Annotated in this window: 23 protein-coding genes; 8 read left to right on the top strand and 15 right to left on the bottom strand. The window is 62.0% G+C overall.

What is annotated here, in order from left to right; all coding sequences use genetic code 11:
* Positions 1-76: 76 nt before the first annotated feature.
* The 7 genes from CE453_RS12835 to CE453_RS29275 all read right to left on the bottom strand — a co-directional run bounded on the left by CE453_RS12835 (position 77) and on the right by CE453_RS29275 (position 9203).
* Positions 77-3256, bottom strand: coding sequence for an efflux RND transporter permease subunit (locus CE453_RS12835; protein WP_089174946.1), 3180 nt, complete (start codon positions 3254-3256; stop codon positions 77-79).
* Entirely contained in the window at positions 3253-4671 is a 1419-nt protein-coding gene (locus CE453_RS12830; RefSeq protein WP_089174945.1) for an efflux RND transporter periplasmic adaptor subunit, read from the bottom strand. Before CE453_RS12830 ends, CE453_RS12835 begins: the two co-directional genes overlap by 4 nt.
* Positions 4668-5066 carry a FixH family protein gene (locus tag CE453_RS12825; protein WP_089174944.1) on the bottom strand — a complete coding sequence of 133 codons (399 nt, stop codon included), beginning with the start codon at positions 5064-5066 and terminating at the stop codon, positions 4668-4670. The genes CE453_RS12830 and CE453_RS12825 overlap by 4 nt, the downstream gene beginning before the upstream one ends.
* Positions 5067-5194: 128 nt before the next feature.
* Entirely contained in the window at positions 5195-5545 is a 351-nt protein-coding gene (locus CE453_RS12820; protein ID WP_089174943.1) for a hypothetical protein, read from the bottom strand.
* Positions 5546-5636: 91 nt separating this feature from the next.
* Positions 5637-6158, bottom strand: coding sequence for a cytochrome b (locus CE453_RS12815; RefSeq protein ID WP_157733024.1), 522 nt, complete (start codon positions 6156-6158; stop codon positions 5637-5639).
* A 122-nt stretch (positions 6159-6280) separates the two neighbouring features.
* On the bottom strand, positions 6281-8656 hold the full coding sequence (locus tag CE453_RS12810; RefSeq protein WP_089174941.1) for a heavy metal translocating P-type ATPase: 2376 nt from the start codon (positions 8654-8656) through the stop codon (positions 6281-6283).
* 76 nt (positions 8657-8732) lie between these two features.
* Positions 8733-9203: a heavy-metal-associated domain-containing protein gene (locus CE453_RS29275; protein ID WP_248308053.1), complete on the bottom strand. Its 471-nt coding sequence runs from the start codon at positions 9201-9203 to the stop codon at positions 8733-8735.
* Between the two features lie 188 nt (positions 9204-9391).
* On the opposite strand from CE453_RS29275, the gene CE453_RS28600 reads away from it, so the two are divergent.
* Positions 9392-9568 (top strand): hypothetical protein, encoded by a 177-nt coding sequence (locus tag CE453_RS28600; protein ID WP_157733023.1) that lies wholly within the window; start codon positions 9392-9394, stop codon positions 9566-9568.
* A 130-nt stretch (positions 9569-9698) separates the two neighbouring features.
* Here the strand turns inward: CE453_RS28600 and CE453_RS12800 are convergent, their stop codons facing one another.
* The 5 genes from CE453_RS12800 to CE453_RS12780 all read right to left on the bottom strand — a co-directional run bounded on the left by CE453_RS12800 (position 9699) and on the right by CE453_RS12780 (position 15085).
* A complete protein-coding gene (locus tag CE453_RS12800) occupies positions 9699-10415 on the bottom strand; it encodes an amino acid ABC transporter ATP-binding protein (RefSeq protein ID WP_089177869.1) in 717 nt (238 codons plus the stop codon).
* A 98-nt stretch (positions 10416-10513) separates the two neighbouring features.
* Positions 10514-11581 carry an amino acid ABC transporter permease gene (locus CE453_RS12795; RefSeq protein WP_248308052.1) on the bottom strand — a complete coding sequence of 356 codons (1068 nt, stop codon included), beginning with the start codon at positions 11579-11581 and terminating at the stop codon, positions 10514-10516.
* A gap of 40 nt (positions 11582-11621) precedes the next feature.
* On the bottom strand, positions 11622-12737 hold the full coding sequence (locus CE453_RS12790; protein WP_089174938.1) for an amino acid ABC transporter permease: 1116 nt from the start codon (positions 12735-12737) through the stop codon (positions 11622-11624).
* A 68-nt stretch (positions 12738-12805) separates the two neighbouring features.
* The gene (locus CE453_RS12785) at positions 12806-13834 is read right to left on the bottom strand and encodes a transporter substrate-binding domain-containing protein (RefSeq protein ID WP_089177868.1); all 1029 of its coding nucleotides are present in this window, start codon (positions 13832-13834) and stop codon (positions 12806-12808) included.
* Positions 13835-13873: 39 nt separating this feature from the next.
* Positions 13874-15085 carry a trans-sulfuration enzyme family protein gene (locus CE453_RS12780; RefSeq protein ID WP_089174937.1) on the bottom strand — a complete coding sequence of 404 codons (1212 nt, stop codon included), beginning with the start codon at positions 15083-15085 and terminating at the stop codon, positions 13874-13876.
* On the opposite strand from CE453_RS12780, the gene CE453_RS12775 reads away from it, so the two are divergent.
* A complete protein-coding gene (locus tag CE453_RS12775; RefSeq protein ID WP_248308051.1) occupies positions 15059-16072 on the top strand; it encodes a LysR substrate-binding domain-containing protein in 1014 nt (337 codons plus the stop codon). The two genes, CE453_RS12780 and CE453_RS12775, sit on opposite strands and share 27 nt — an antisense overlap.
* A 201-nt stretch (positions 16073-16273) precedes the next feature.
* Here the strand turns inward: CE453_RS12775 and CE453_RS12770 are convergent, their stop codons facing one another.
* Positions 16274-17074: a Crp/Fnr family transcriptional regulator gene (locus CE453_RS12770; RefSeq protein WP_089174935.1), complete on the bottom strand. Its 801-nt coding sequence runs from the start codon at positions 17072-17074 to the stop codon at positions 16274-16276.
* Between the two features lie 563 nt (positions 17075-17637).
* Here CE453_RS12770 and CE453_RS12765 point away from each other — a divergent pair.
* The 3 genes from CE453_RS12765 (at position 17638) to CE453_RS12760 (ending at position 20699) form a co-directional block, all read left to right on the top strand.
* On the top strand, positions 17638-19044 hold the full coding sequence (locus CE453_RS12765) for a porin (RefSeq protein ID WP_157733022.1): 1407 nt from the start codon (positions 17638-17640) through the stop codon (positions 19042-19044).
* A gap of 119 nt (positions 19045-19163) precedes the next feature.
* The gene (locus tag CE453_RS28595) at positions 19164-19472 is read left to right on the top strand and encodes a helix-turn-helix domain-containing protein (RefSeq protein ID WP_157733021.1); all 309 of its coding nucleotides are present in this window, start codon (positions 19164-19166) and stop codon (positions 19470-19472) included.
* A 285-nt stretch (positions 19473-19757) separates the two neighbouring features.
* Positions 19758-20699: an NAD(P)/FAD-dependent oxidoreductase gene (locus tag CE453_RS12760; RefSeq protein ID WP_089177867.1), complete on the top strand. Its 942-nt coding sequence runs from the start codon at positions 19758-19760 to the stop codon at positions 20697-20699.
* A 65-nt stretch (positions 20700-20764) separates the two neighbouring features.
* Here the strand turns inward: CE453_RS12760 and CE453_RS12755 are convergent, their stop codons facing one another.
* Together CE453_RS12755 and CE453_RS12750 are read right to left on the bottom strand one after the other, a co-directional pair.
* Positions 20765-22060, bottom strand: a complete 1296-nt coding sequence (locus CE453_RS12755) for a type II restriction endonuclease (protein ID WP_089174933.1) — start codon at positions 22058-22060, stop codon at positions 20765-20767.
* Positions 22061-22181: 121 nt separating this feature from the next.
* Positions 22182-22526 (bottom strand): recombinase family protein, encoded by a 345-nt coding sequence (locus tag CE453_RS12750; RefSeq protein WP_472840987.1) that lies wholly within the window; start codon positions 22524-22526, stop codon positions 22182-22184.
* A 410-nt stretch (positions 22527-22936) separates the two neighbouring features.
* On the opposite strand from CE453_RS12750, the gene CE453_RS12745 reads away from it, so the two are divergent.
* From CE453_RS12745 to CE453_RS12735, 3 genes are all read left to right on the top strand, one after another.
* Positions 22937-23452, top strand: a complete 516-nt coding sequence (locus tag CE453_RS12745) for a hypothetical protein (protein ID WP_157733020.1) — start codon at positions 22937-22939, stop codon at positions 23450-23452.
* 175 nt (positions 23453-23627) lie between these two features.
* Positions 23628-24170 carry a ubiquinol-cytochrome c reductase iron-sulfur subunit gene (gene petA / locus CE453_RS12740; RefSeq protein WP_089177866.1) on the top strand — a complete coding sequence of 181 codons (543 nt, stop codon included), beginning with the start codon at positions 23628-23630 and terminating at the stop codon, positions 24168-24170.
* A gap of 389 nt (positions 24171-24559) precedes the next feature.
* The gene (locus CE453_RS12735) at positions 24560-24835 is read left to right on the top strand and encodes a metal/formaldehyde-sensitive transcriptional repressor (protein ID WP_089174931.1); all 276 of its coding nucleotides are present in this window, start codon (positions 24560-24562) and stop codon (positions 24833-24835) included.
* The last annotated feature ends 9 nt before the right edge of the window (positions 24836-24844 follow it).

Raw genomic sequence — 24844 nt, 5'->3', positions numbered from 1 at the left:
CGACGCCGAGCCAGTGGAAAGCCCCCATGCTCCAGCCCATTCCGTTCATCATGTCGTGCATGTCAGTCACTCCACCTTATTCAACGACCGCAGCGTGCCGCTGCACCGACGTAGGCTGGACCGCTACGACGTTGGTTTCCTCGGCCGGCGGAAGCCGCCACCCTTTGACGAGGCCGTAGATCGCCGGGATCACGAGCAGTGTGAGGACGGTCGATGAGACCATGCCGCCGATCATCGGCACCGCGATGCGCTGCATCACCTCCGAGCCGGTGCCGGTGTTCCAGAGAATCGGCAGCAGTCCTGCCATGATCGCGACGACGGTCATGATCTTCGGTCGTACGCGCTCGACCGCGCCCAGCATGATCGCTTCGTGCAGATCGGCCCGGGTAAATGCCCTGCCTTGCTGCGCACGGCGCTGCCGAATCTCGACCAGCGCATGATCGAGATAGATCAGCATGATCACGCCGGTCTCGGCCGCGACACCGGCGAGTGCGATGAACCCGACGGCGACCGCGACCGACATGTTGAAGCCGAGCCACCAGAGCAGCCAGACGCCGCCGACCAGCGCGAAGGGCAATGAGAGCATGACGATGAAGGTTTCGGTCAGCCTGCGGAAATTCAGGTAGAGCAGCAGGAAGATGATCGCGAGGGTGACAGGCACGACCAGCTTGAGGCGAGCCTCGGCCCGTTCGAGATATTCGAACTGACCGCTCCAGGCGACGCGGTAGCCTGCTGGCAGCTTGATGCTCTGCGCGATCGCATTTTGGGCGTCGCGGACATAGCCACCGAGGTCGCGCCCGACGGTGTCTACGAAGATGTAGACCGCGAGCTCGCCGTTCTCTGTGCGGATCGACGTCGCGCCGCGCTTGCGCTCCACACTTGCTACCTCGCCTAGCGGAATGCTGGCACCGGACGGCGTCGAAATCTGGACCTCGCGCGCGATCGCCTGGGGATCAGAGCGCAGGTCACGGGGGTAGCGGATGGTCACGCCATAGCGCTCGCGCCCCTCGACCGTCGTCGTCACGGTCTCGCCACCCATCGCCATCACGATCGCATTCTGGACGTCACCGACGGAAAGCCCGTAGCGCCCGAGCGCGATCCTGTCCGGCACGATGTCGAGGAAGTAGCCGCCGATGACGCGCTCGGCATAGGCGCTGCTCGTCCCCGGTACCGCTTTGAGGACGGTCTCGATCTGTCGCGAGATCGCCTCCATCTTCGCCAAGTCGGTACCGAACACTTTGACCCCGATCGGCGTGCGGATGCCGGTCGCGAGCATGTCGATGCGGGCCCGGATCGGTTGGGTCCAGGCATTGGAGACGCCCGGAAACTGGAGCGCCTTGTCCATTTCCGCCTTGAGGTTGTCGAGCGTGACGCCCTGGCGCCACTCGGTCTTGGGCCTCAGGTTGATGATGGTTTCAAACATCTCGGTCGGCGCCGGGTCCGTTGCCGTCTGGGCCCGCCCAGCTTTGCCGTAGACCGAGGCGACCTCCGGGAACGAGCGGATGATCCGGTTCTGAGTTTGCAGAAGCTCGGCCGCCTTTGTGACCGACAGCCCAGGCAGTGTCGTCGGCATATACATCAGCGTGCCCTCGTCGAGCGTTGGCATGAACTCCGAACCGAGCTGACGCATGGGCCAGAGACTGAGCCCGAGCACCGCGACCGCCAGTAGGATCGTCACGGTTTTGGCTTTAAGGACGGCGCGAATGAAAGGGCGATAGAACGCGATCAAGAACCGGTTGATTGGATTCCTGGCCTCCGGAATGATCCGTCCTCTCACGAATATCACCATCAGCGCCGGCACCAGCGTCACCGACAGAAAGGCCGCAGCCGCCATGGCGAAGGTCTTGGTGTAGGCGAGCGGACCGAACAGCCGGCCCTCCTCCGCTTCCAGCGTGAAGATCGGCAAGAACGAGACGGTGATGACGAGCAGGCTGAAGAACAGCGCCGGCCCGACCTCGCTTGCCGCCTCGATCAGGATCTCGATGCGCGGCTTGTCCGGTCGTGCCCGTTCGAGATGCTTGTGGGCATTCTCGATCATGACGATCGCGGCGTCGATCATGGCTCCGACCGCGATGGCGATGCCGCCCAGGCTCATGATGTTGGAGCCAAGACCAAGCGCCTTCATCGCCGCAAAGGCCATCAAGATGCCGACCGGCAGCATGATGATCGCCACCAGGGCACTGCGCAGGTGCAGCAGGAAGACGACGCAGACCAGAGCGACGATAATGCTCTCTTCGAACAGCGTGCCCTTCAGCGTCTCGATTGCCCGCTCGATCAGCCCGGAGCGATCGTAGACGGGCACGATCTCGGCCCCGCCCGGCAAGCTGGGTGCAATCTCGGCCAACCGCGCCTTGGCGCGCTCGATCACGGCGAGCGCATTGGCACCGAAGCGCTGCAGGACGATGCCGCTCGCGACCTCGCCCTCGCCGTCGAGCTCGGTGATGCCGCGCCGCTCGTCGGGGCCGAGTTCGACACGGGCGACATCGGAGAGGCGCAGGGCTGCGCCGCGCTCGCTCTTCAGGACGATGTTCTGAATATCGGCGATCGACTTGAGATAGCCGCGGCCGCGGACCATGAACTCGAACTCGCTGAGCTCGACCGTACGTCCGCCGACATCCAGATTGCTGCTACGGACGGCTTCGCGCAGCGCAGCCAGCGAGACGCCCTGGGCACGCAGCCGCACAGGATCGACCACGACTGCGTATTGCTTGACGAAGCCACCGACGCTGGCGACCTCGGCCACGCCCTCGGCACGCGAAGCCGCGAAGCGGATCTTCCAGTCCTGCAAAGAGCGCAATTCGGCCAGGGTCATCTCCTTGGCCATGACAGCATATTGATAGACCCAGCCGACGCCGGTGGCGTCAGGCCCGAGAGTCGGCGTCACGCCCGAGGGCAGGCGACGCGCTGCGGTGTTGAGATATTCCAGAACCCGCGAACGCGCCCAATAAGGGTCGGTGCCGTCCTCGAAGATCACATAGACGAAGGAGACTCCGAAGAAGGAGAAGCCGCGCACGACGCGCGCTTTCGGCACCGTCAGCATCGATGTCGTCAGCGGATAGGTGACCTGATCCTCGATGACCTGTGGCGCCTGGCCGGGATATTCGGTGTAGACGATAACCTGGACGTCGGAGAGATCGGGAATGGCGTCGAGCGGCAGGGTCCTTAGGGCATAGACGCCGGCGGCCACGACGAAAGCCGTGGCAACCAACACCAGGATCAGGTTGCGCGCCGACCAGGCGATCAAGCGGGCTATCATGGTTTCGCCTCCGTCGAGGAGAAGCCGCTCAAGGCCGCCTTGAGGTTGCTTTCCGCATCGATCAGGAAGTTGGCGGAGACGACGACGCGGTCGCCCTCGGAGACGCCCTCGCTGATCGCGACCATGCCGTCGCCGCGGCGGCCGAGCTTGACTTCACGCGGCTCGAAGCGGCCTTCGCCGCGATCCAGAATGACAATGCGTCGCGTGCCGCTATCGATGACAGCACTCTGGGGAACCGTCAGCTCTGCGCTTGCATCGCCCGCGCCGATCTCGACATCGGCGTACATGTTCGGCAGCAAGACGCCATCGGGGTTGGCGAGCTCGATGCGGACCTTGGCCGTGCGCGTCGCCTCGGCGATCTGCGGATAGATCACGCTGACGCGGCCTTCGAACGCCACCTCGGGACGTCCGCGCAACCGGACCGATACCGGTGCACCGATATGAACGTCGGACAGCTCGCGTTCAGGCACATCGGCCAGGACCCAGATCGTCGAAATGTCTGCGAGCCGGAACAGGCTGGTGCCGGCCACCATCTTCATGCCGTCACTGACATTGCGCTCCAGCACGATACCGTCACGCGGCGCCGACCAGTTGATCGTCGGTGGTACCTTCCGGCTGCGCTCGATCTCGGCAATGATTTCGGGCGGAACCCCGAGGTTTTCGAGACGCTGTTTTGCGCCGCCCTCGGGCACGCCGCGCGCGGCGGCATTGAGCTCGGTGATGTACTGCGCGCCCGCCGTGCTGATGTCAGGCGAGTAGATGCGCGCGAGCCGCGTACCCTTGTCAACGCGATCACCGGTCGTCACCGGCGCGACCTCCTGGACGAAGGCATCCGCGCGTATCGCCACGACGGAAACGCGTCGCTCGTCGAGCTGCACCACACCCGGAACCCGAATGGTCTGTGCGATGCTCTGGCGACGGACCGGTTCTGATCGCACGCCACTACGCTGGATGCGCCCAGGCGAGAGCTTGATGATCCCGTCCTCGCTCGCCTCACCCTCAAAAACGGGGAGATAGTCCATCCCCATCGAATCTTTCTTGGGCACCGGCGAGGTGTCCGGCAGCCCCATGGGATTGCGGTAGTAAAGAATGCGGCCCTTCTCCGCTTGGACCGCCTGCTCCTTGCCCTCAGGCTTCTCCTCGAAGCTGATGTCCTCGCTGGCCCGCACGGCCCTGAACGGCCTGCCATCGACCGTCTGAGCCGGCTCGGTCGAATAGACCGGCTTTCGATCTGGATCCTGATAGTAGATCACGGGCCCAACTCCGGCAGTCTCGTTTGCCGCGAGCGACCCCTCGATACCGAGCCAATTCCGCAGGCCAGGCAGCGCGATGCCGCGATGACCGGCCCAATAGCCTGCCCCTCCCGCCGCCAGAATGGCGGCGAGAGCGAGGCTCGTGAGGGCGAGGCGTTTCATGGCAGCGCCTTGAGGATCAGCTTGTTTTCGAGCGTGCCGGTCTCACCCTGGACCTTGGCACCGAGCGACAAGCGCCAACCACCTTCCATGACCAAATTGGTCTTGAAGCTGTAGGTTCCTGCTTCCGGCGCAAGGAGCGCTTCGATCGGAGAGGCCATCGTGGCCATGCCCTCCGGCTCCATGTCTATGCGCTTGGCGAAGATGACGGCATCCGGCACCGGCTTGCCGGAGCGCTTGTCGATCAGCCTGACGGTGATGACGACACCATTGCCCTGCTTGAATTCACTCTGGGTGAGACGGAATTCATAATCCTTGATCTCCGCCAGAGCCGGTAAAGCAACGGCCATGAGCGGAAGCGCGGCGATGAGCGCGCGCGAAGTGCGGGTGATAAACATTGTCGAGATCCTGAGACGGAGAGGCTGCTGCGCTCACGCGTGCAGCTCCAACGTGGCGCTAGCCACGGCGCACCGACCGCCCGGGTTCACCATGCGGTCGCAACCGGCGTATGAGCGCCGGCTATGTCTCAGGTTCGTGGAGGTCGGGCGGGTGGCTCGCTCGGCTGTGAGAGGCGTGCGGCCTCATTGCCCGCAAGCCCGAGCACTACGACAACAGGTTGAACAACTAGGTCAAACGCCGTGGGTTCGCTCGCGAAGCTCTTGGCCAGGCAGAAGCTCAAGGCCGGGCAGTTCGTGGTGCAATCCGGTTGCTTGTCTTTCGGATTGGGGCAGCACGGCATCTCAGGCGACATGGTCGCCATTGTCTCGCTGTCCATGCGGGCATAACCGGCCTTTGCCGGCGCCACCAGGGCGACCAACATCGTGGCCGTGACGAACAGCCCCAGGACCAACACATTCGTGAGAAGTCGAAACTTCATGGCACCTGTTCTGACATACCGTCAGATATCGCAAAAGGGCGAAAACTGCGGCTGTTTGACCGGGAGCAAGCAAAATCGCTGCTTCGTGATCTCACCTTTGGCTAGTCAGCATACGGCGCAGGATATCGTCGCGGCGATAGAAATGGTGCCACAGCGCGCCGGCAACATGGAACAGCGCCAGTACAAGCAGCGCCCAGCTGAGCCATCGATGAACCGGCGCGGCGCGGAAGCTAAGATACATCGCAATCGTACCCGTAAACGGCAGAAGCAGCAGAACACCGTACAGGGCAACATGAACGCCCGTCGCGGCCCACCGTTCGGGTGGCGACAACCCTTCAAGGGAAGGGCGGCCATAGAGATAGCGCAACCCTATCTGCAGCAGCGCAAGTCCCATAATCAGCCAGCCCATCCAGGCATGGACCTGATGCAAAAACAGATCGAGCGGGGCAGGCTTCGTGAAGCCATGTGCCATATGGGTGCGTTGGATTGCCCAGGATGTGGGGACCTGGGCAATGCACAACAACGGCACGAGCCAGTGGATCCAGCGTTGGTAGACACCGAAAGACTTGGTCGGGCTGAGTTTGGGAACAAGGACGCTTTGCAACAAGCTCACGATTCAGGCCCGTTCGGTTGAATGGCGCGGTGTAGGTCTGGCATCAGCGGGAGGCAACCGTCGTCCTGTGCCAGGTGCCGGACGGGATCAACGCAGTCCCATCAAGCCGTTGAAGACTGCTCTTATTCCAGAGAGACGGTGCGTAACCGCAGGGCGTTTGCAATCACGCTGACCGAGGACAAAGCCATCGCCGCCGCCGCAATGATCGGCGACAACAGCAATCCGAATATCGGATAGAGCACGCCTGCGGCGATTGGGACGCCCGCCGCATTGTAGATGAAGGCGAAGAACAGGTTCTGCCGGATATTGCTCATCGTCGCCCGGCTGAGCTGAAGCCCGCGCACGATGCCCTCAAGGTCGCCTTTGAGCAGGGTTACGCCGGCACTTTCGATCGCGACGTCCGTGCCCGTGCCCATCGCGATCCCGACATCCGCCGCCGCCAGCGCAGGCGCGTCATTCACGCCGTCGCCGGCCATCGCGACCACCCTGCCTTGCGAACGAAACTTGCTGACGACTACGCTCTTGTCCTCGGGCAGGACCTCGGCCTCGACCTCGTCGATACCGAGCCGGCGCGCGACCGCTTGTGCCGTCGTCTTGTTGTCGCCGGTCAGCATGACCACCCGAATACCGGCGCTTTTCAGCGACTTGATCGCTCTCGGGGTGGTCTGCTTGACCGGATCAGAGATTGTCAGCAGTCCGGCGACGCGGCCATCGATCGCCACAAAAATCACTGTGCCGCCCTCGGCGCGCAGCGTTTCCGCCTCGGCTGCCTGAGCCGCGGTGTCGATACCAGCCTCAGTCATGATCCGGTGGCTGCCAATCACCAGCGCGCGACCTTCGACGGTCCCCGTTACCCCCTTACCGACCGGGCTGTCGAAATCCTGCGCCTCGGCCAGGGCGAGGCCACGTTCCTTGGCGGCATCGACAATCGCGGCGGCGAGCGGGTGCTCGCTCGCCCGCTCGAGCGAAGCGGCGAGCCGCAGCAGCTCACTCTCCGCGATTGCGCCAACCGGCTTCAGCCCGGTCAGCCGTGGCTTGCCTTCGGTCAGCGTACCGGTCTTGTCGACGACGAGGGTATCGACCCTCTCGAAGCGCTCCAGCGCCTCGGCATTCTTGATCAGTACGCCGAGATGCGCGCCGCGCCCGACCCCGACCATGATCGACATCGGCGTCGCCAAACCGAGCGCGCAGGGACAGGCGATGATCAGCACGGCGACGGCGGCGACCAGCCCATGCGCGAAGCGCGGCTCCGGCCCGAACGCCATCCAGGCGGCGAAAGCGACGATGGCAATGACGATGACGAGCGGAACGAACCAGCCGGACACCTGGTCCGCCAGGCGCTGGATCGGTGCCCGCGAGCGCTGGGCCTCCGCCACCATCGAGACGATCCGGGCCAGCATGGTGTCGCTGCCGACCTTGCCGGCGCGCATGATGAAGCCGCCGGTGGTATTGAGCGTGCCGCCGATCAGGGTCGCGCCGACCTCCTTGGTGACCGGCATCGATTCACCCGTGACCATGGATTCGTCGATCGAGCTGCGGCCTTCGATCAGTTCGCCATCGACCGGAACCGTCTCGCCCGGGCGGACCCGCAAGCGGTCCCCGACATGGACCGCGTCCAGGTTGATATCCTCGTCCTCGCCGTCGTCGCGCACCCGCCGGGCCGTCTTCGGCACGAGGTCGAGCAAGGCCCGGATCGCGCCGCCCGTCTGCTCGCGGGCCCGCAATTCGAGGACCTGGCCCAACAACACCAGAACCGTGATCACGGCCGCCGCCTCGAAATAGACTGCGACCGCGCCTTCCGCGGAGCGAAGCGTTTCCGGGAACAGGTTCGGAGCGACGGTCGCGACGACGCTGTAGGCCCAGGCGACGCCGGTGCCCATCGCGATCAGCGTGAACATGTTCAGGCTGCGGTTGACGAGCGAGGCCCAGGCCCGCTGGAAGAACGGCCAGCCAGCCCAGAGCACGGCCGGCGTCGCCAGGACCAGCTGCAGCCAGTTCGAGCTCTGCTGGCTGAGCAGCATGTGTAGATCGACGAGATGCCCGCCCATCTCCAGCACGAACACTGGCAGGGCGAGCACGAGACCCACCCAAAACCGGCGGGTCATGTCGACGAGTTCGGCGCTAGGTCCTTCCTGAACTGTCGCGATCTCCGGTTCCAGCGCCATGCCGCAGATCGGGCAATTGCCCGGGCCGGGCTGGCGGATCTGGGGATGCATCGGGCAGGTGTAGATCGCGCCCGTGGGCGCCGGCTTTGCGACAGGCGCCTCGGCTTTCTCGCCGGCATAGGCTGCCGGATCGGCCTCGAACTTGTTCTGGCAGCCGGCGGAGCAGAAGAAATAGGTCTGCCCCGCATGAGCGGCGCGATGCTTTGCCGTGGCGGGATCGACGGTCATTCCGCAGACCGGATCCTTCACACTCTCCCCCGCGCCATGAGAATGGCCATGGTGGTGTGAATGGTCGTCGTGCCGGTGACCGGCGTGATGCTGATGATCTGCCATGGATCGCCGCCTTGCTCCCTGCCCCTTGCCTTGCCAATGCGTGAGCGGCCGGCGGGTTCGCGCCGGCCGCCCGCGATCAGCCGATGCGATCCGCGCCGGGCGTGTATCCGGCGCCCGCCACGATCGACCTGACAGCGGAAAAATCGGACGCTCCGACGACGCTGACGAGCTTCGAAGCCGGATCGGCGGTGACCGCGGTTCCGGGCAATTGATCCTCGATCGCCTTCTTGATTGTACCGGCGCAATGGCCGCAGGTCATGTCCTCGACGCGAAAGCTGATCGCGCCCTCAGGCGCGGTGGTCGCCTTGGCGACGGTATCCGAATGTTGCTGGCAGGAGCACATCGCTGCAATGTCCCATGGTTGACGATTACAGCACCCTACGGCTTCCCATAATGGGAAGGTCAAGGGCATGTTGCATTCGCGTTCGAGTGCTTGCTGAGAGCGCCAAACGCGGGGCTGGTGAGCGCGAGTATCTTGTCCAAGGGGACAATAGCTGCGCGAGCGGCAGATGTTAGATTGCTTCAGAAAGCTCGGCAATTCCAGCATCGGAGAACTTATGAGCCAAGCCATTCATCCAGCAGCCGCTTCGACTCATTTGCCGGCATTCCTCGCCGGCCCCGGTGAAACGGACTGGCTCCTGGTTGCGATGGGCATTTTTTTGGCCATCTTCGCCTTGGCAATTGGTATTGTATTTGCACCTGCATGTCCTCCCGGATCGGATTGCTCATAATAAGGTGCAATTGCAGATCGTTTGCGTGCTGGGATTGCTGGCCATGTTCACGCACATGCACATCTTCTGGATCGCGGGCCTTCTTCTTGCTTTAGTCGACATTCCCGATTTCATCACTCCCCTGAAACGCATCGTAGCGGCAACGGAAACGATCGCAGGCGCGAGACATCGACCGGAGTGAGTAGATCAAAGTGCCTTGCAGGGTAGGACTGGCACGATCGCATCTTTGGCGTGCTTGCTGCATTTCCCACTTAGTGAAGATCAACAGCTCTCGCTTGCTGCTGTCCATCGGTTCTGCGTCCCGTTTCTCCTCAGTGCAGGATCTGGCTGAGGAAGAGCTTGGTGCGCTCGTGCTGCGGGTTCCTGAAGAACTCGTCCGGGGTGTTCATCTCGACGATTTGGCCGGCATCCATGAAGATGACCCGGTCCGCGACCTGGCGGGCGAAGCCCATCTCATGGGTGACGCAGAGCATGGTCATGCCCTCCTCCGCCAGCGACACCATGGTGTCGAGCACCTCCTTGACCATCTCCGGATCGAGCGCCGAGGTCGGCTCGTCGAACAGCATGATCTTCGGGCTCATGCACAAAGAGCGGGCGATGGCGACGCGCTGCTGCTGTCCGCCGGAGAGCTGGCCCGGATACTTCAACGCCTGCTCGGGGATCTTGACGCGCTTGAGGTAGTGCATCGCGATCTCCTCGGCGTCCTTCTTGGGCATCTTGCGAACCCAGATCGGCGCCAGGGTTAGGTTCTCCAGGATCGTCAGATGCGGGAACAGGTTGAAGTGCTGGAACACCATGCCGACGTCGCGGCGGATTTCGTCGATCTTCTTGAGGTCGTTGGTGAGTTCGGTGCCGTCGACGATGATCTGGCCCTTCTGATGCTCCTCGAGCCGATTGATGCAGCGGATCATCGTCGACTTGCCGGAGCCGGACGGGCCGCAGATCACGAGCTTCTCGCCGCGCGATACTTTGAGATTGATGTCGCGCAACACGTGGAACTCGCCGAACCATTTGTTGACGCCGATCATCTCCACCGCCGTCGCGGTGTTGAGCGAGGTCGGCTTCAGCGCCGCAGGGCGGATGTCGATCCTGTTTTCGGCCATGGCCAAGGTCATGCTGGCGTCTCCTAATGAGCAGCGGGACCGCGCCGCTCGAGGAAATCGGCGAAGCGGGCGAAGGAGAAGGACAGCGCGAAGAAGATCGCGCCGATAAACAGGAAGGTTTCGGCAGCCGGCGACGGCCAGGCCGGATCGGCGAGAGCCGCCTTGCCCGAGCTGATCAGGTCGAACAGCCCAACCACGAGCACGAGGCTGGTGTTCTTGATCATCACGATGATCGTGTTCGCCAGGGCCGGGATCACCACCCTGATCGCTTGCGGCAGGATGACGAGATATTGCGTGCGCCAGAACGGCAGACCGAGCGCCGCGGCAGCTTCATATTGCCCTTTCGGGATCGCTTGCAGCCCGCCGCGGATCACTTCGGCGAGATAGGCCGCCGCGAAGATCGTCAAGGCGACGAGGGCGCGCACGAACTTGTCGGGCAGCAGCGCCTCCGGCAGGAACAGCGGCAGCATGATCGAGGCGACGAAGAGGATCGAGAGCAGCGGCAGGCCGCGGACCGACTCGATTGCGACCACCGCCCCGATCCTGACGACGGGCATGGCAGAGCGGCGCGCTAGCGCCAGCAGGATGCCGACCGGAAAGGCGATCCCGATGGCGACGACGGTGAGGATCAACGTCACCGGCAAGCCACCCCAGGCCGAGGTCGGGACTTCTTCGAGCCCCAGGCCACCGCCCATCAACCAGACGATGAGCATGAGCGCCGCGGCCCATAGCCAGACCAGCCGCGGTGTCCAGCTCGCCGGCCGAACCGACCAGCCGAGCAACGCCAGGATCAGAAGGCAGACCAGAGCAGGTCGCCAGCGCTCGTCGACCGGATAGATGCCGAACAGGAGCTGTCCCGACTTGGCGTAGATGAAGCTCCAGCAGGCGCCAGATGCCGCACGGCAGGCCGCGGGGTCCGGATTGAACAGGACCGCGTCAAGCACGAGCCAGCGCAGCATGGGCGGCACGGCAACCAGGATTAATGCGCTGAAGACCAGCGTCAGGACGGCATTCAGCGGCGAGCCGAACAGGAGCTTGCCACTCCGCCGCAAGGAAGCCGGGAGCAGCGCAGACCATGCGTTCGTCGGCACAGGAGCCTCGGGGATAGGGAGCGATATCGTCTTCACGGTTTCAACGTTCCACGATCGCGATGCGGCGGTTGTACCAATTGGCCGCGCTCGACAGGGTCAGGTTGAGGGAAAGGTAGACCCCCAGGATGATGAAGACGCCTTCGATCGAATGGCTGGACTTGCTGATGATCGTGTTCATCACCGCGAGGAAATCCGGATAGCCGACGGCGATCGCCAGCGTCGAATTCTTGACGACGTTGATGTACTGGCTGTTGAGCGGCGGCACGATCACCCGCAGCATTTGCGGGATCACAATCAGCCGCAGGATCTGGGTTCGGGACAGGCCGAGCGAGCGGCCGGCATCCCACTGCCCGGCGCCGACCGACAGGACGCCGCCGCGGACGATCTCGGCGATGAAGCCGGTGGTGTAGATGGTCAGGCCGATCAGGATCGTGCTGAGCTCCGGTGTCAGCTCCAGCCCGCCCTGGAAATTCGAACCCGCGAAGACCGGCCAGTCGGTCGAGAAGCCGGCATCGGCGACCCAGAGGCCGAGCAGCAGCATTGCGGCAGCGGCCCAGCTCAGGGGGGACCGGAAGCGGCGCAGGACCCCGGCCATCCGGGCGACGAGCACGAGCAGCCCGGCAAGGACGATCAGGGCGACTCCCGCCGTCTCCATGTCGACATGCACGCTCGGCACCATGACGCCGCGCATCGAGGCGAAGACGCCGGGTATCGGATTGAGCGCCTCGCCGACCGGCGGGAGGACCTTCCACCAGAGCGAATAGAGGAAGATCAGCAGGACGATCGGCGGTGAGTTGCGCGCGATCTCCACCCAGACACGGCAAGTCCCGGCGGCGAGCGGATTGCTGCTCAGCCGGGTGACGCCGACGATCAGGCCGAGAACCGACGAGAAGGCGATGACGAGCGCGGAAATGAAGACCGTGTTCGCAAGGCCGACGACGATCGCCCAGTAATACGGGTCCCGCGATTTATAGGAGAGGATCGCCTCGGAGATGACGATCCTCGACGGCATCGTCAGGAAGTCGAACCCGATCGGGATGCCGCGCGCCTGCAGGTTCGCGAAGGTATTGCTGACCAGAAGCGTCGCAGCCCCCACGACAGCCGCCACCAGTGCGCATTGGATGACGATCGATCTTGCCCTGGCATCGTTGAGCATGGCGCTTTCCCCTTTTTTTATTCGCCGTTGAGAACAGGGGAGCGTTCGTCGCACTCCCCTGGCAGCGCCTAGTCCCAGGGGTACGGGTAGTTCAGTCCGCCATCCTTCCAGAGCGCATTCAGGCCGCGCTCGACTTTGAGGGGGCTGTCTTTGCCGAGGTTGTTGTCCCAGATCTCGGCATAGTTCCCCATCTGCTTGATGACGTTGTAGACCCATTTGTCATCGAGCCCGAGCGGCTTGCCAAAGCCGGCCTCCTGACCAAGCACCCGCTTGATTTCGCTCGATCCCGATTTCAGTTTCTCGTCGATGTTCTTGGCGGTGATGCCGTGGAGCTCGGCCCAGAGCAGGGCGTTGACCGTCCAGCGCGTGATGTCGAAGAGCTGATCATCCCCGCGCGCCACCGCGACGCCGTTCGGTTCGGCCGCATGGCCGACCTTGATGATGTCGTAGTCGTCCGGGTTCTTGGCCACCGAGGCCCGCTGCCCGGCGGCGGCCGTGCCATCGGTGACATAAGTATCGCAGCGGCCGCCGAAGAAGGCATCGCGGGCCTGGATCGTCGAGTCGAAGTAGACCTTCTTCATCGTGATCCCGTGCTCTTCCTCGGTCTCCTCGATCGCCTTCTCCGTGAGGCTGCCACCGCCCTGCAGACACACCGTCTTGCCGGCCAGTTGCTTGGGATCGGTGATCTTGTCCGCCTTGCGCACGAGCAGGCCGTCGGTGTCATAAAGCGTGATCCAGACGAAGCGGACCACCGTGTCGCGTGAGAGTGTGATGGTCGAAGTGCGCGAGAGGACATCGATCTCGCCGGTCTGCAGCGCCGGGAAGCGCTGGCCGGCATTGAGCGGAACGAAGCGGATCTTGTCCTTGTCGCCGAGGATGGCCGAAGCGAAGGTCCGGCAGATGTCGGAATCGAAGCCGCGATAATAGCCCCTCTCATCGGGCCGGGAGAGCCCGGGCACGCCCTGGCTCGCGCCACAGCTGACATAGCCGCGCTGCTTGATCTTGTTCACGACGCTCTGCGCGCTGGCATCACTGATACTCGCCGTTAGACTCGCGGCGGCAAGAGCTGCGCCGAGCAGCACTTTCAATCTTGTCATGGCTATCTCCATTCCCCTGTTTTTTGGAGTTCTCTGCGGTTATTCAGCTGCCGTTCGGCCCACCGACTTCGACGCCGCCGCGAACTGAGCAAACGGGATAAAGGCCCGCTCCAGATCGCCGATCAGGTCATCAAGTGCTTCCAAGCCGACCGACAACCGCCAGACCGGCCCCGATGGCAGCCAATCAAGACTGGTCCGACCTTTCCGTGGATCGTTGACCGCGACCAGTGAATGCACACCGCCCCAGCTCGCACCGAGCTTGAACAGGCGCATCTGCCTGAGGACTTCGCCCTGCAAGGGAGCGAGTTCCGGTCTGAGCACGATCGAGAACACCGCGGCCGCCCCGTTGAAATCCCTTTTCCAGACCGCATGTCCGGGATGGTCCGGCACGGCCGGGTGCAGGATCCGAACGACCTCCGGGCGCTGTGACAGCCAGGTCACGATTTCGGCTGCGCTCGCGGCGGCGTGACGCATGCGGACCGGCATGGTCATCAGGCCGCGCTCGCACAGTGCGCAATCTTCCGGAGAGACGCCGTAGCCGAGGAAGCGCGCGGTATCCTTCAGGCGCCGGAACAGGGCTTCGTCGCGCACGGCGAGCGAGCCCATGAGCAGGTCGCCATGACCGCCGGCATGTTTCGACAGCGCCTGCATGGCGATGTCGACGCCGTGAGCCAGCGGCTTGAACAGCAGATGCGAAGCCCAAGTGTTATCGGCTGCGACCAACGCGCCAGCCTTGTGGGCCGCCGCGACAATCGCAGGAACGTCCTGAACCTCGAAGGTCCCAGAACCCGGAGATTCCACCCACACCAGCCGCGTCCGTTCGTCGAGCAGCTCCGCGATCCCGGCATCGAGCCGCGGATCGTAGGATTGCGCCGCAATGCCGAGTGGCCCGAGGAAGCGCAGGATCATGTCCCGCGCCGGCCCATACAACGTCTCGGGCATCAGGATTCGGTCGCCGCTCCGGCACACCGCCATCGTCGCCAGTGTCATCGCCGCCATGCCGGACGGCACGACGAGCGCCCTCGATGCCCCTTCGAGCTGGGCGATATGGTCTTCGAGGAGCCGGCTCGTCGGCGTTCCGTAAAGCCCATAACTGAAACCGTCATAGACGCGGTCAGCTCGGGTCTCAAACGCCTCGAGATCATCGAAAACGATCGTCGAAGCGCGCTCAACCGGCATTGCCACGGCCTGGAACGGCTGGCGTGAACGCTCGGGCGGATGAATGTGCGAGGTGTCGTCGGATTTCGTCATAGGCCAACGCTAGCTCGCGCTGGCATTGCCATCTATGGCCATATCGATAGAGTCGATCCATTCTTGATATGCCCCCCCATGAACCTGCGCGACATCGACGTCTTCCATGCGATCATGATCAGCGGCGGCGCCGGCGCGGCGGCTGCCCTGCTCAGCACGTCGCAGCCGGCCATCAGCCGTTCGCTTGCGAAGCTTGAGTCCGAGCTCGGGTTCAGTCTGTTCGATCGGATCCGTGGCCGCCTGGTTCCGACTCGCGAAGCGCTGCTCTTCCACGCCGAGGTGAAGGCCAATCTGGTCGGTCTTGATCGGCTCAAACTACGGGCTGCTCAGATCAAGGAGGTCGGCGCCGGGACTATCCGTGTCGCCAGCCTCTCTGCGCTCGGGCACGGCCTGGTCCCGCGGGCCATCACGGCATTCTCGCGCAAGCACCCGCAGGTGCGGATCAGCTATCAGGTCCGCACCTCCAACGTCGTTCGCGACCTGGTCGCTTCCGGCAGCTTCGACATCGGCTTGGCAGCCGACGAGATCGATACCGACGGTGTCCTGCACAGCGTTTTCACCACGCCTCGTGCGGTTTGCGTCATGCCACAGGGACACCCTCTGGCAAGCCGAGATGTCATTGTGCCGGCGGACCTGAACGACGAGGGCTTCCTGGCGCTCGCGCCGGAGGACACCGTGCGGCTCGCCATGGACAGGATCTTTGCGGAACACGGCGTCCAGCCCCGCATCCTGGTGGAAACGCCCTATGGCGTGACCATCGCTATCCTGGCGGCGCAGGGTCTCGGCATAGGCCTCGTCAACCCGTTCATCATCGCCGACAAGATGATCCAGGGCGTCGTCGTCCGGCCTTTCGAGCCGGCCGTGCATTTCAGGGCGCTCCTTCTCAGACCGCCCGGCAGTGCGAACTCCCGTCTCGTCTCAGCGTTCACTGCCGAACTATACGCGATCCGGAATGATTTTGCCGCTCCCGGAGAGAGCTTAAGGTAGCCATTCGTCGCGCGCTAGGTCCGCCGCGATCGTGACGGGCCAGATTCTGCGACAAAAAGAGGGGGCAGATATTGGGATCTACCCCCTCAAGTCTGGTCTCTTTTGGAGGTTGAGAACCAGCTAGGCTTCAACCGATTTCGATACTAGCATCTTGCTCAACGAGCTCTGTGAAGAAACTCACAAACTACGGAAAAATTTCTGTCATTGCCATTCGATGACGCCGAGGGCCTTGCTGATTTCGGAACGCAAATACGCTTCGCCGGTGATAACAATGAACCCGTGCGAACTATCGATCACACCTTGCTTTGCCAGCTGGCTTAAATGCCTCGTGACGGTCTCTCGCTGGGACGCGATTCTGCGCGCCACCTCCGCATGCGTCGGCATCGGCGAAATGCACAGCCGTCCCTGCCCGTCCCGGACGCCGTGACGGATCAGGTCCGCATAGAGTCGCGTCTTCATCGGTAGCAGTTTGCTCTCGATGTAGAGCTGCTTCATCAAGCGCAAACGGCTACAGAGCGTTTTCGCCACGAGTTCGGCGAACTCTGGCAAGTTGCGCAATTCTTCGAGGAACTGTCCCTGGTTCAGGACGAGCGCAACAGTATCCTCCATGGCTTGGAAATAGGTCGCAGGCTCGTCGCTGCCAAAGGCCGACAAATCTCCAACGAAATCTCCCGACCCTAGTTCAAGGAATGAAACATCATGCCCTTGAGGGCCAAGAAAGAACGTAACCACCTTTCCTGTCTCGATCAGGTAGATGTGATCTGTCTTGTCGTCGGGCTGCTTGATGAAAGCCCCCTTGGCGAACTGTCGCCTCGGGAAACGGCCGCTCACGAGTAAGCCCGGAAGTTGAATAGCCATCGCCGGTTGAGCCGCCGTCAACATGGCCGCCGCTCGTGGGGCGCCGACGAAGGACGAAGCGACCGAAGCGGCGCAGCTGACTGCGGCGCTGCGAATATCTCTTCCCACAATATCGAACGGAATGACCCTGTCCTCCCAATGCATCGTGGAGCGGGCGAGACAGCCGTGTGTCCCATCACCAATTTTCCTACCGAGGCCATTCGACTGACCCAGCAGATGCTTTGGCGCGATAGAGGGAGGCAGCGCACAGACAATTTCGGAAAGAGGTGGCTTTCGACAAAATTGCGCCGCGCACTGGAAAGACTAGGTCCAAAGAAAAGTAGCCGGCAATGCTAAACGCAGCCAGCTCTAGGAATTTCTGTCGCCTATCAGGCCCACTCTCCTTCACGCGAATGGGAAGAAATGCGGTTTGTTCTTGCACCCATACGCCAGATGATGCCGCTTCATTTTCCCATCGCGAGCCAAGAGGCAACAAAGACTGGTCCAAGATGTGGTCAATTGCCGCGATCTTCCTCTCGTTTGACAAATTATCGGTCTCAGAAAAATGCGCCATCTCGTTCAATCGCCCCACCCCGAAGGAGTGACGGTAAGATCAGATCACGCCAACTCAAGTTACAAATTGTAACAGGTGAAAATCTTCACACCTCTATAAAGTGAAATTTTTCACAGTGTCGAAATTACCACGCGTTATGACTCTACATCAAAATGTGAATATTTTCACCGTCGAGACTTATTGCGATCAATACCAATTCCATCCGGTTGAATCAAAAGACTCAGCCAGGCAAAGACCAATTCAATTGGAGGTATTGATGAAGAGCTTCGTTTCAGCATTGGGCATGGCTACGGCAGCCCTCGCCGTCGCCACCAGTGCCGGCGCTGCCGATCTGCCCTCGCGCAAGAGCGCCCCGGTCGAGTATGTCCGCGTTTGCACCGCCTATGGCGCCGGCTTCTTCTACATCCCCGGCACGGACACGTGCTTGAGGATCGGTGGCCGCGTCAGGGCCGAGTACATGTTTGATCAACCTTATAGTCGGAACGTCGATGCGTCTGGCTTCCGTGCTCGCGGCCGGTTGAACATCGATACGCGCACCGCGACCGCGTACGGCACCCTGCGCGCGTTCATTCGTTACGACATCAACCGCGATAGTGGCCCGTACCGCGTTCCCTACGCCACTTTCCAGACGGTCAGCGCCTCGAACACGACCTTCCTCGACAAGGCCTTCATCCAGTTCGGCCCGATCACGGCCGGTCGCGCCCAGTCGTTCTTCGACTTCTATGCCAATGACCTGAACTGGGGCCTGCTGCGCGGTCCCGACTCGTCAACGCAACTGTTCGCTTACACCGCGAATTTCGGCGGCGGCTTCAGTGCCACGCTCTCGGCGGAAGACGGTGCTGAGCGCCGCTTCAACACCTTCGACAATGTCCCCTTCGGCCCGACGGTTTCGACCGGCGGCAACCGGATGCCTGATATCGTCGCCAATCTCAACATCACGCAGGGCTGGGGTTCCGCCCAGCTGTCGGGTGCGGTCCACCAGATCACCACCGCCAGCGGCAACACCAGCGTCAAGCTCGACACGGAGTATGGCTTTGCCGGCCTGGCTGGCCTGAAATTCAACCTGCCGATGTTGGCCCAGGGCGATGTCTTCTGGCTGCAGGGCGTTTATGCCGAAGGAGCTTCCAGCTATCTCGGCGCCGGCACCTACGGGAGCTTCACCAACAACAATCCCGTTCAGATCGGCGGCGTGCTCGTGAACGCGTTCGACGCCGTCGCCATCCCGAACAGCGCTACCACCGCCACGCTCAAGAAGACGCGCGGCTATGCTCTGACGGCGGCACTTCTGCATTACTGGACTCCAGCCGTCCGGCAGACCCTGTTCGGGTCGTATCTCAACGTCGAGAATGCCTCGAGCACGAACGTCACCGACTTCAAGGAATACCGGATCGGCTCCAACCTGATCTGGTCGCCGGTCAGCGGCCTCGATATCGGTGTTGAGGTTCTCTACACGAAACTCGATCCCAAGGGTCGCGTCGCGGACATCAACCGCGGTGGCGCCTTCACCTTGGCTTCGAGCGACGCCGTCTCGGCTCGTCTGAGGGTTCAGCGCGACTTCTAATGCACGGGGGTCCTCGGCCTCGGCCGAGGACCCTTCTGCTTTGGGTTGCCCATTCAGGCGGCTGACGAACCGCTTCCCAACTCACCTTAAGCGCAAACCGTCTCGTTGAGGGTTTGAAGATGAATAGTGAACAATGTCGCGTCGCGCGTGCAATGATGGGCTGGAGCATCAAACAGCTTAGCCGGAAGGTTCACGTCGCTCAAAGGACGATCAGCGATTTTGAGACAGCGGGCCGCGTCAGACCAGAAACAAAAACCCGGATCCGGTCGGTTTTTGTTACAAACGGAATTGAATTTATCCATGATGAAGACGGAATCGGCTTAAAGCGTCGGTTCAATCTGGACGAATACATGACCCGCTTCGCGGAACGAGCCTCGCACGCCCAACGCGCCGAACTGGAAACGCCCAGTGTCGATGCTTCTGGCTGAAATTGCTGATCGACGCTCGTACAATGACGGCCCGCTCCCGGGCAATGTGTAGTCAAGCGCTGCTCCATGCCATACCAGAGCCATGGCTCGAGACAGGCTGGACTATCGTGAGATCACAATCCTCTCGGCGCTCGCCGCGGCGAACTGTCTGACCATATTCTTGGTTGCCCTGAGAGTGTTGCGCCGTCATGGACTCCGGTCGGCGGTGCAGCGCTCTAGGAAGCGTTGACGATCGAGCTGCCAATCACTTCCGCGACAACGGTATTAAAGTCTGGAGTTACGGACATGTCCGTCTTGTCTCCTTCGCCCCCCGAATTGTTCGATTGCCTTATCATCGGTGGCGGACCGGCCGGGCTCACCGCAGCAATTTATCTGGCGCGCTTTCATCTTTCTGCTTTGGTCGTCGATGCGGGCGATGGACGTGCTGCGATGATCCCAACGACACACAACCATGCCGGATTTCCAGCCGGAATCAGCGGCGTCGAGCTGCTTTCACGCATGCGGGCTCAAGCGACCAAGTATGGCGTCGTGTTCGAGACCGGGATGATCGCGTCACTCGACGTGGCCGACGACGGGACATTCATCGCCAGCAGCAGCGAGAGGCCGATTTTGGCGCAAACTGTCCTTCTGGCAAGCGGTGTTTTTAACCGGCGCCCCCAGGGTCTGTCGGAAAGCCTACACGACGAAGCCGTCCAACGCGGGCTTTTGCGCTACTGTCCGATTTGCGACGGCTACGAAGTTACCGACCGATCTGTCGCCGTGATCGGGACCGGTCAATCCGGCCTCGCAGAAGCGGAGTTTTTGAGGAGCTATACCGCCAACGTAAGCCTCATCGCTCCCGATGGCGAGCATCGGCTCGACGACGAAGAGCGAGCCCGAGCCGACGCCGCAGGCGTCAAGCTCCTCGCCGGGCCGTGCCTTGCATATTCTCTGCATTCGGAATGGATTGAGGTGAGCATGCCAGGCGGACCCGGGGCGTTTTCCAGCATTTATGCCGCACTCGGGACGATGGCACGGTCGGAACTCGCGATCGCCATAGGCGCCCGCGCGACTAAGAATGGCTGCCCAATCGTCGATCCACACCAAAGAACGAGCGTCAAAGGCCTCTATGCAGCAGGCGACCTCGTACTGGGGCTCGACCAGATCAGCCATGCCATGGGTCAGGCCGGCGTCGCCGCAACGACGATCCGGAACGATCTCGCCAAGATCAGCCCATTGCGGCGGTGACTGCCGTAGAAATGGCCGTCCGATGTTAACCAACCCGATAGCGCCATTCGCTCGCGCAAAGGCAGTCAGGCCGGCGGCAAAAATCCGGTCAAGGGGCGAGCAATCGCAAGCATGCCCTTCAGGCCCGTTCCAAAGCGCGTGATCGCTTCGCGATGTTGGCGCAACTCGCTATAGGGCAGATAGCGCAAATCCAGATCAGCGACCTTTGCGAAAGCCGGGCGTCCAAATTGTGCGCGGACTTCACTCTCCCGGTCGTCGGGAGCGACCAGGAAAAAATTCCGGGTCGTATCACCCGCCATGCCCAGCGCCAGATCGAGCATACGGACGATTCCCGAATAGATGCTCGTGGTATGCTCGACTTCGTAAGCGGCCGCGACGAAACCGGTGCTGCTGTCGAGCCACAATACGTCTATGAGCCTGATCGCTTCTGCCGCGCCATTGCTTGCAAGAGGCCGGGGAAGGTCGAGGAGGCAGCCATCGGCGAGCTTGCCGCCGCCATAAAGTCGGCTGGCATCGTTTGCAGCGATCCACACCTGGTACCCAAGGGACAGACCGAGATCTCTGAGCCAGCCTTGGATCTCGGTATGTGTGTGATCGGCTTCACGAGCCGCCGATTCGTTCTTTCTCGCAGCAGCCGAGTCGGCGCGAACCTGTTCAAGATCCGCACGCCAGAGTTCCATCGAAGAAACTTCCCCATCCGAACCCGGAATTGGATAGCGCCCCATCCCGATATCGAACAGGAAAGCGGCGACCGCGCCCAGATCGTTGGAGAACAGCGACCGGTGGTGCGAGTTGAACCGCAGCATGCCCTGGCGCATCGCAAGGTATTCGTCCCACCGCCCTAGCTTGACCCTTGCGCCCGTTAAAGCGTTGTAGCCGCGCACGATCGCGGTATTAAATGGAGGCGCCAGCGTCGGGTGCAGGAAATACAAAAGATTTGCGGCCGAGGGCCCAAGGCCTTTGATCCCCTGTCGATCGATGGTATGAATCGCGCTCAAAACTTCAGGTTCAGTCGAGCAGCAGACGCACGTATCGAGAAAGCGCCCAAAAGCGACCTGATTATCGCGATCCTCATAGATGTCGGGGATACGAAGCTTCGGTTTCCACATAAAAGCATGGTCCGCGCCTTTGAAAACCTGCCGCTGTTCGGCAATAGAATCCAGAACGGTTTCCAAGGATGAGCCACGATAGGCATTGCCGAAGCGGTCATCGCGAACTTCGGCAACGACAGCCTGGATTCCGCGGCGGATCGAGCGAAAATTCTTTATTCGCTCGTCCCATAAGAACCAATTACGATAGGTTCCGACCGGATCGACGCGCCAATGTCTAATCAGCTCAGCTTGCCAATTCTCGTCGCCCATCGCAATCCGGCCCATCAATTCTAGCGTTCTGATGCAAATGCTTGTAAAGAGCCGTCTTCCTGCCCTTAATACGAGCAGCAGCTTCGCGTATCGCGATCCCGGCGGCAATATGGCATTTTGCCTATTCGAGCTTGTCCGGTGTGACCACCGACTGACGACCGCCTCGTCTGCCGCGCGCGGCCGCGGCAAGCAGCCCGGCCCGCGTCCGCTCTTTAATCAGGTCCCGCTCGAATTGCGCGAATGCTCGCACAGGCGGAAGACGAGGCGCCCGCCCCAGGCTAGTCGTATCGATGTTGTCGGTCAGCGAGCGGAAGCTGGCGAGCACGCCGGAAGCCTGAGCTTGAAAAACGCGCTTGCACCCGGCAGCACTTAGGGCGTCGCTCCGCAGCGACAGATACTGTTCGCCTGTCGAAACCCGCGCATAGCCGACCGACACCATCGCCGTCCGGTCCGTTTTCTCGATCACCCGGACGATGTCCGCTTTCCCATCGAAAAGCTAGCGATACGGACAAATCGAAATGTGACCGTCAGACGGTCGTTTGCCGGACCGGCGCCGGAGACACCTCTTCGATAGCTGAGATACTTTCGATGGTCACCCAGGCCCTAAAAAGCATCGTCAATCGCTGGCCAATCTCTCAAATCGACCAGTTCAAGCCCGGAACTTCAAGAACTGAACGGTTCCAGCAATCCCTCTGCCGGCTGCAGTTCAATTCGCACCGCTCGCCAAGTCTCGCCTCCAATTGAGCTATGTGAAAACCGTCACTTCACGGCAGCGGAAAGCAAGCGCATGCTCGTAATCTCATATCGGTCATTGATCTAGCTCAAAGGCCGACGACTTTCCGCCTCGGGCGGTGGCCATCAATGATGGAGGGGTCTGTGACCTCAATTTCCCGCCGCCAGTTTTTCATCGCCGCCGCGTCAGCCGTCGGGGTGTCATCTGTCGCGACAGCCGTGAACGCTGCTCCCCGTTACCCGGGCGCTTCGACGCCTTCCTATTCAGTCGACGTCGAGCGGTTGCGCTCACTGGGGCTAGGACCGGCGGCCGAATGGCTCCGCTCGGCGGTGACCGCGGAGCTCCACATCGCCTTTCCTACGGGTTTTGATCATAGGAGGTTGATTGTCCGCATCACCAGCCTGGCGCTGTCGTCCTACGTCGGGCGCGGATCGAGGGGCGGTCACGGAAGCGGCGGCGGAGGTGATACCGACTACTTGGAGGGCGAGGCGCTGGTCATAGGCGCACGGGGTGATATCATCAGCCGTCATCCGCAGCTTCTCGCCTTGCCATCGAGCTCCGGCGGAGCATGGTACGAACCCGAGAATGAGAAAGCGCGCATCGCCAACCTGGCGCGCAGCTACGTCTACTGGCTAAGCCGCGACATTCTCAAACGCTGACATCGAACCCGCAACCGGTCGGGAACGAGTCTGTAACCAACTGTAACAGACGAAGCCAAACGATCGTGCCAGAATTGCCATCAGTACAAGCTCGTTCTTCCTGCATCGTGTCTGGTTGATCGAGCTAAACGTTGCAATCTGCTCGCAGCGGCGGGCGGTGAACGGTGCGACCATGATGGACCAACTATCGACACGACCGGGCGGCACGCCGACCCGGCGCGACTTTCTCTATTTGACCACCGGCGTCGCCGGCGCCACGGGTACAGCAGCCGCAATGTGGCCGCTCGTAGCCAGCTTCCAGCCAACGGCCGACACCGTTGCGTTGGCAAGCGCTGAATTCGATCTCGCTCCGATCGAGTCGGGCCAACGCATCACCGTGCAGTGGCGGGGGCGGCCAGTATTCATCGTCCGAAGGACGGCCGAGCAGATCGCTGGCGATCAGACCGATGACGTGTCCGCGCTATTGGATCCTGAACCCGTCGCAGCCCGATTGCAGACCCCAGAATGGCTGATCGTCGTCGGAGTGTGCACTCACCTCGGATGCATCCCGCTCGGACAGAAGACCGGAGATCCTCGCGGCGACTACGGTGGCTGGTTCTGCCCCTGCCATGGGTCAGTCTACGATGCCCTCGGCCGCGTGCGGCGAAGGCCGGCACCTAAAAACCTTATCGTGCCTCCGTATTCCTTTCTCACGCCAGAACGAATTCGGATCGGATAGCGATCGCTCAACAAGTGGCGGTCCGCTGCGGCAACTCTTGTCAGCCGCTCCTGGCGAGGAAAACCTGCATATCGAGGCTCGACGCCTACAGGAACCGACCTGCTCCGTCAGCGTGAAGAACTCAGTGAAGCACCGCCTCGCCAGAATGATGCGGCCGCCGCGCCTGCACGCGCGCCGCTTAGGCAACTAAGCCTGAACCTCGCAGGCCAGACGATCGCTCACTGGGCCCATGAATGCGCATGGCCCAGACCGAAGCTCGCAACGTACAGCTCGTAGGTTTGATCTCTGGCGCCGACGTAAGACGTCTCAGATGTCGCGCCGATCCCGTCGACGAAACCGCCATTGAATAATATAGGGGGGTATTCTATTTAGGGTCCCAGGAGCACCGCATGTCGCACACCGCCCGCCAGAAAACGAAGCTGCTGAACCGGGTGCGCCGCATACGCGGCCAGATGGAAGCTGTTGAGCGCGCCCTTGAAGACGAGAAGGGCTGTGCGGAGGTGCTGCAACTGATCGCGGGCGTTCGCGGAGCCATCAACGGCCTGATGGCCGAGGTCGTCGAAGATCACATTCTGCTGCACGTGGCGGATCACGCGCTAGCGCAGAACGAACGCAATGAAGGCGCGGCCGAACTAATCGACGTCGTACGCGCATATCTCAAATAAGATCGGAGG

Source organism: Bosea sp. AS-1 (genome assembly GCF_002220095.1).
In the GTDB taxonomy this organism is placed as follows: Bacteria; Pseudomonadota; Alphaproteobacteria; order Rhizobiales; family Beijerinckiaceae; genus Allobosea.
This window is presented reverse-complemented; position numbering and strand designations above follow the sequence as displayed.

What these genes read in the sequence shown, in the direction of transcription:
- CE453_RS12835 (WP_089174946.1), bottom strand. Translation starts at nt 3,256, where the DNA reads ATGATAGCCCGCTTGATCGCCTGGTCGGCGCGCAACCTGATCCTGGTG.
- CE453_RS12830 (WP_089174945.1), bottom strand. Translation starts at nt 4,671, where the DNA reads ATGAAACGCCTCGCCCTCACGAGCCTCGCTCTCGCCGCCATTCTGGCG.
- CE453_RS12825 (WP_089174944.1), bottom strand. Translation starts at nt 5,066, where the DNA reads ATGTTTATCACCCGCACTTCGCGCGCGCTCATCGCCGCGCTTCCGCTC.
- CE453_RS12820 (WP_089174943.1), bottom strand. Translation starts at nt 5,545, where the DNA reads ATGAAGTTTCGACTTCTCACGAATGTGTTGGTCCTGGGGCTGTTCGTC.
- CE453_RS12810 (WP_089174941.1), bottom strand. Translation starts at nt 8,656, where the DNA reads ATGGCAGATCATCAGCATCACGCCGGTCACCGGCACGACGACCATTCA.
- CE453_RS29275 (WP_248308053.1), bottom strand. Translation starts at nt 9,203, where the DNA reads ATGCTGGAATTGCCGAGCTTTCTGAAGCAATCTAACATCTGCCGCTCG.
- CE453_RS12800 (WP_089177869.1), bottom strand. Translation starts at nt 10,415, where the DNA reads ATGATCGGCGTCAACAAATGGTTCGGCGAGTTCCACGTGTTGCGCGAC.
- CE453_RS12790 (WP_089174938.1), bottom strand. Translation starts at nt 12,737, where the DNA reads ATGCTCAACGATGCCAGGGCAAGATCGATCGTCATCCAATGCGCACTG.
- CE453_RS12785 (WP_089177868.1), bottom strand. Translation starts at nt 13,834, where the DNA reads ATGACAAGATTGAAAGTGCTGCTCGGCGCAGCTCTTGCCGCCGCGAGT.
- CE453_RS12780 (WP_089174937.1), bottom strand. Translation starts at nt 15,085, where the DNA reads ATGACGAAATCCGACGACACCTCGCACATTCATCCGCCCGAGCGTTCA.
- CE453_RS12770 (WP_089174935.1), bottom strand. Translation starts at nt 17,074, where the DNA reads ATGCATTGGGAGGACAGGGTCATTCCGTTCGATATTGTGGGAAGAGAT.
- CE453_RS28595 (WP_157733021.1), top strand. Translation starts at nt 19,164, where the DNA reads ATGAATAGTGAACAATGTCGCGTCGCGCGTGCAATGATGGGCTGGAGC.
- CE453_RS12760 (WP_089177867.1), top strand. Translation starts at nt 19,758, where the DNA reads ATGTCCGTCTTGTCTCCTTCGCCCCCCGAATTGTTCGATTGCCTTATC.
- CE453_RS12755 (WP_089174933.1), bottom strand. Translation starts at nt 22,060, where the DNA reads ATGGGCGACGAGAATTGGCAAGCTGAGCTGATTAGACATTGGCGCGTC.
- petA (WP_089177866.1), top strand. Translation starts at nt 23,628, where the DNA reads ATGGACCAACTATCGACACGACCGGGCGGCACGCCGACCCGGCGCGAC.
- CE453_RS12735 (WP_089174931.1), top strand. Translation starts at nt 24,560, where the DNA reads ATGTCGCACACCGCCCGCCAGAAAACGAAGCTGCTGAACCGGGTGCGC.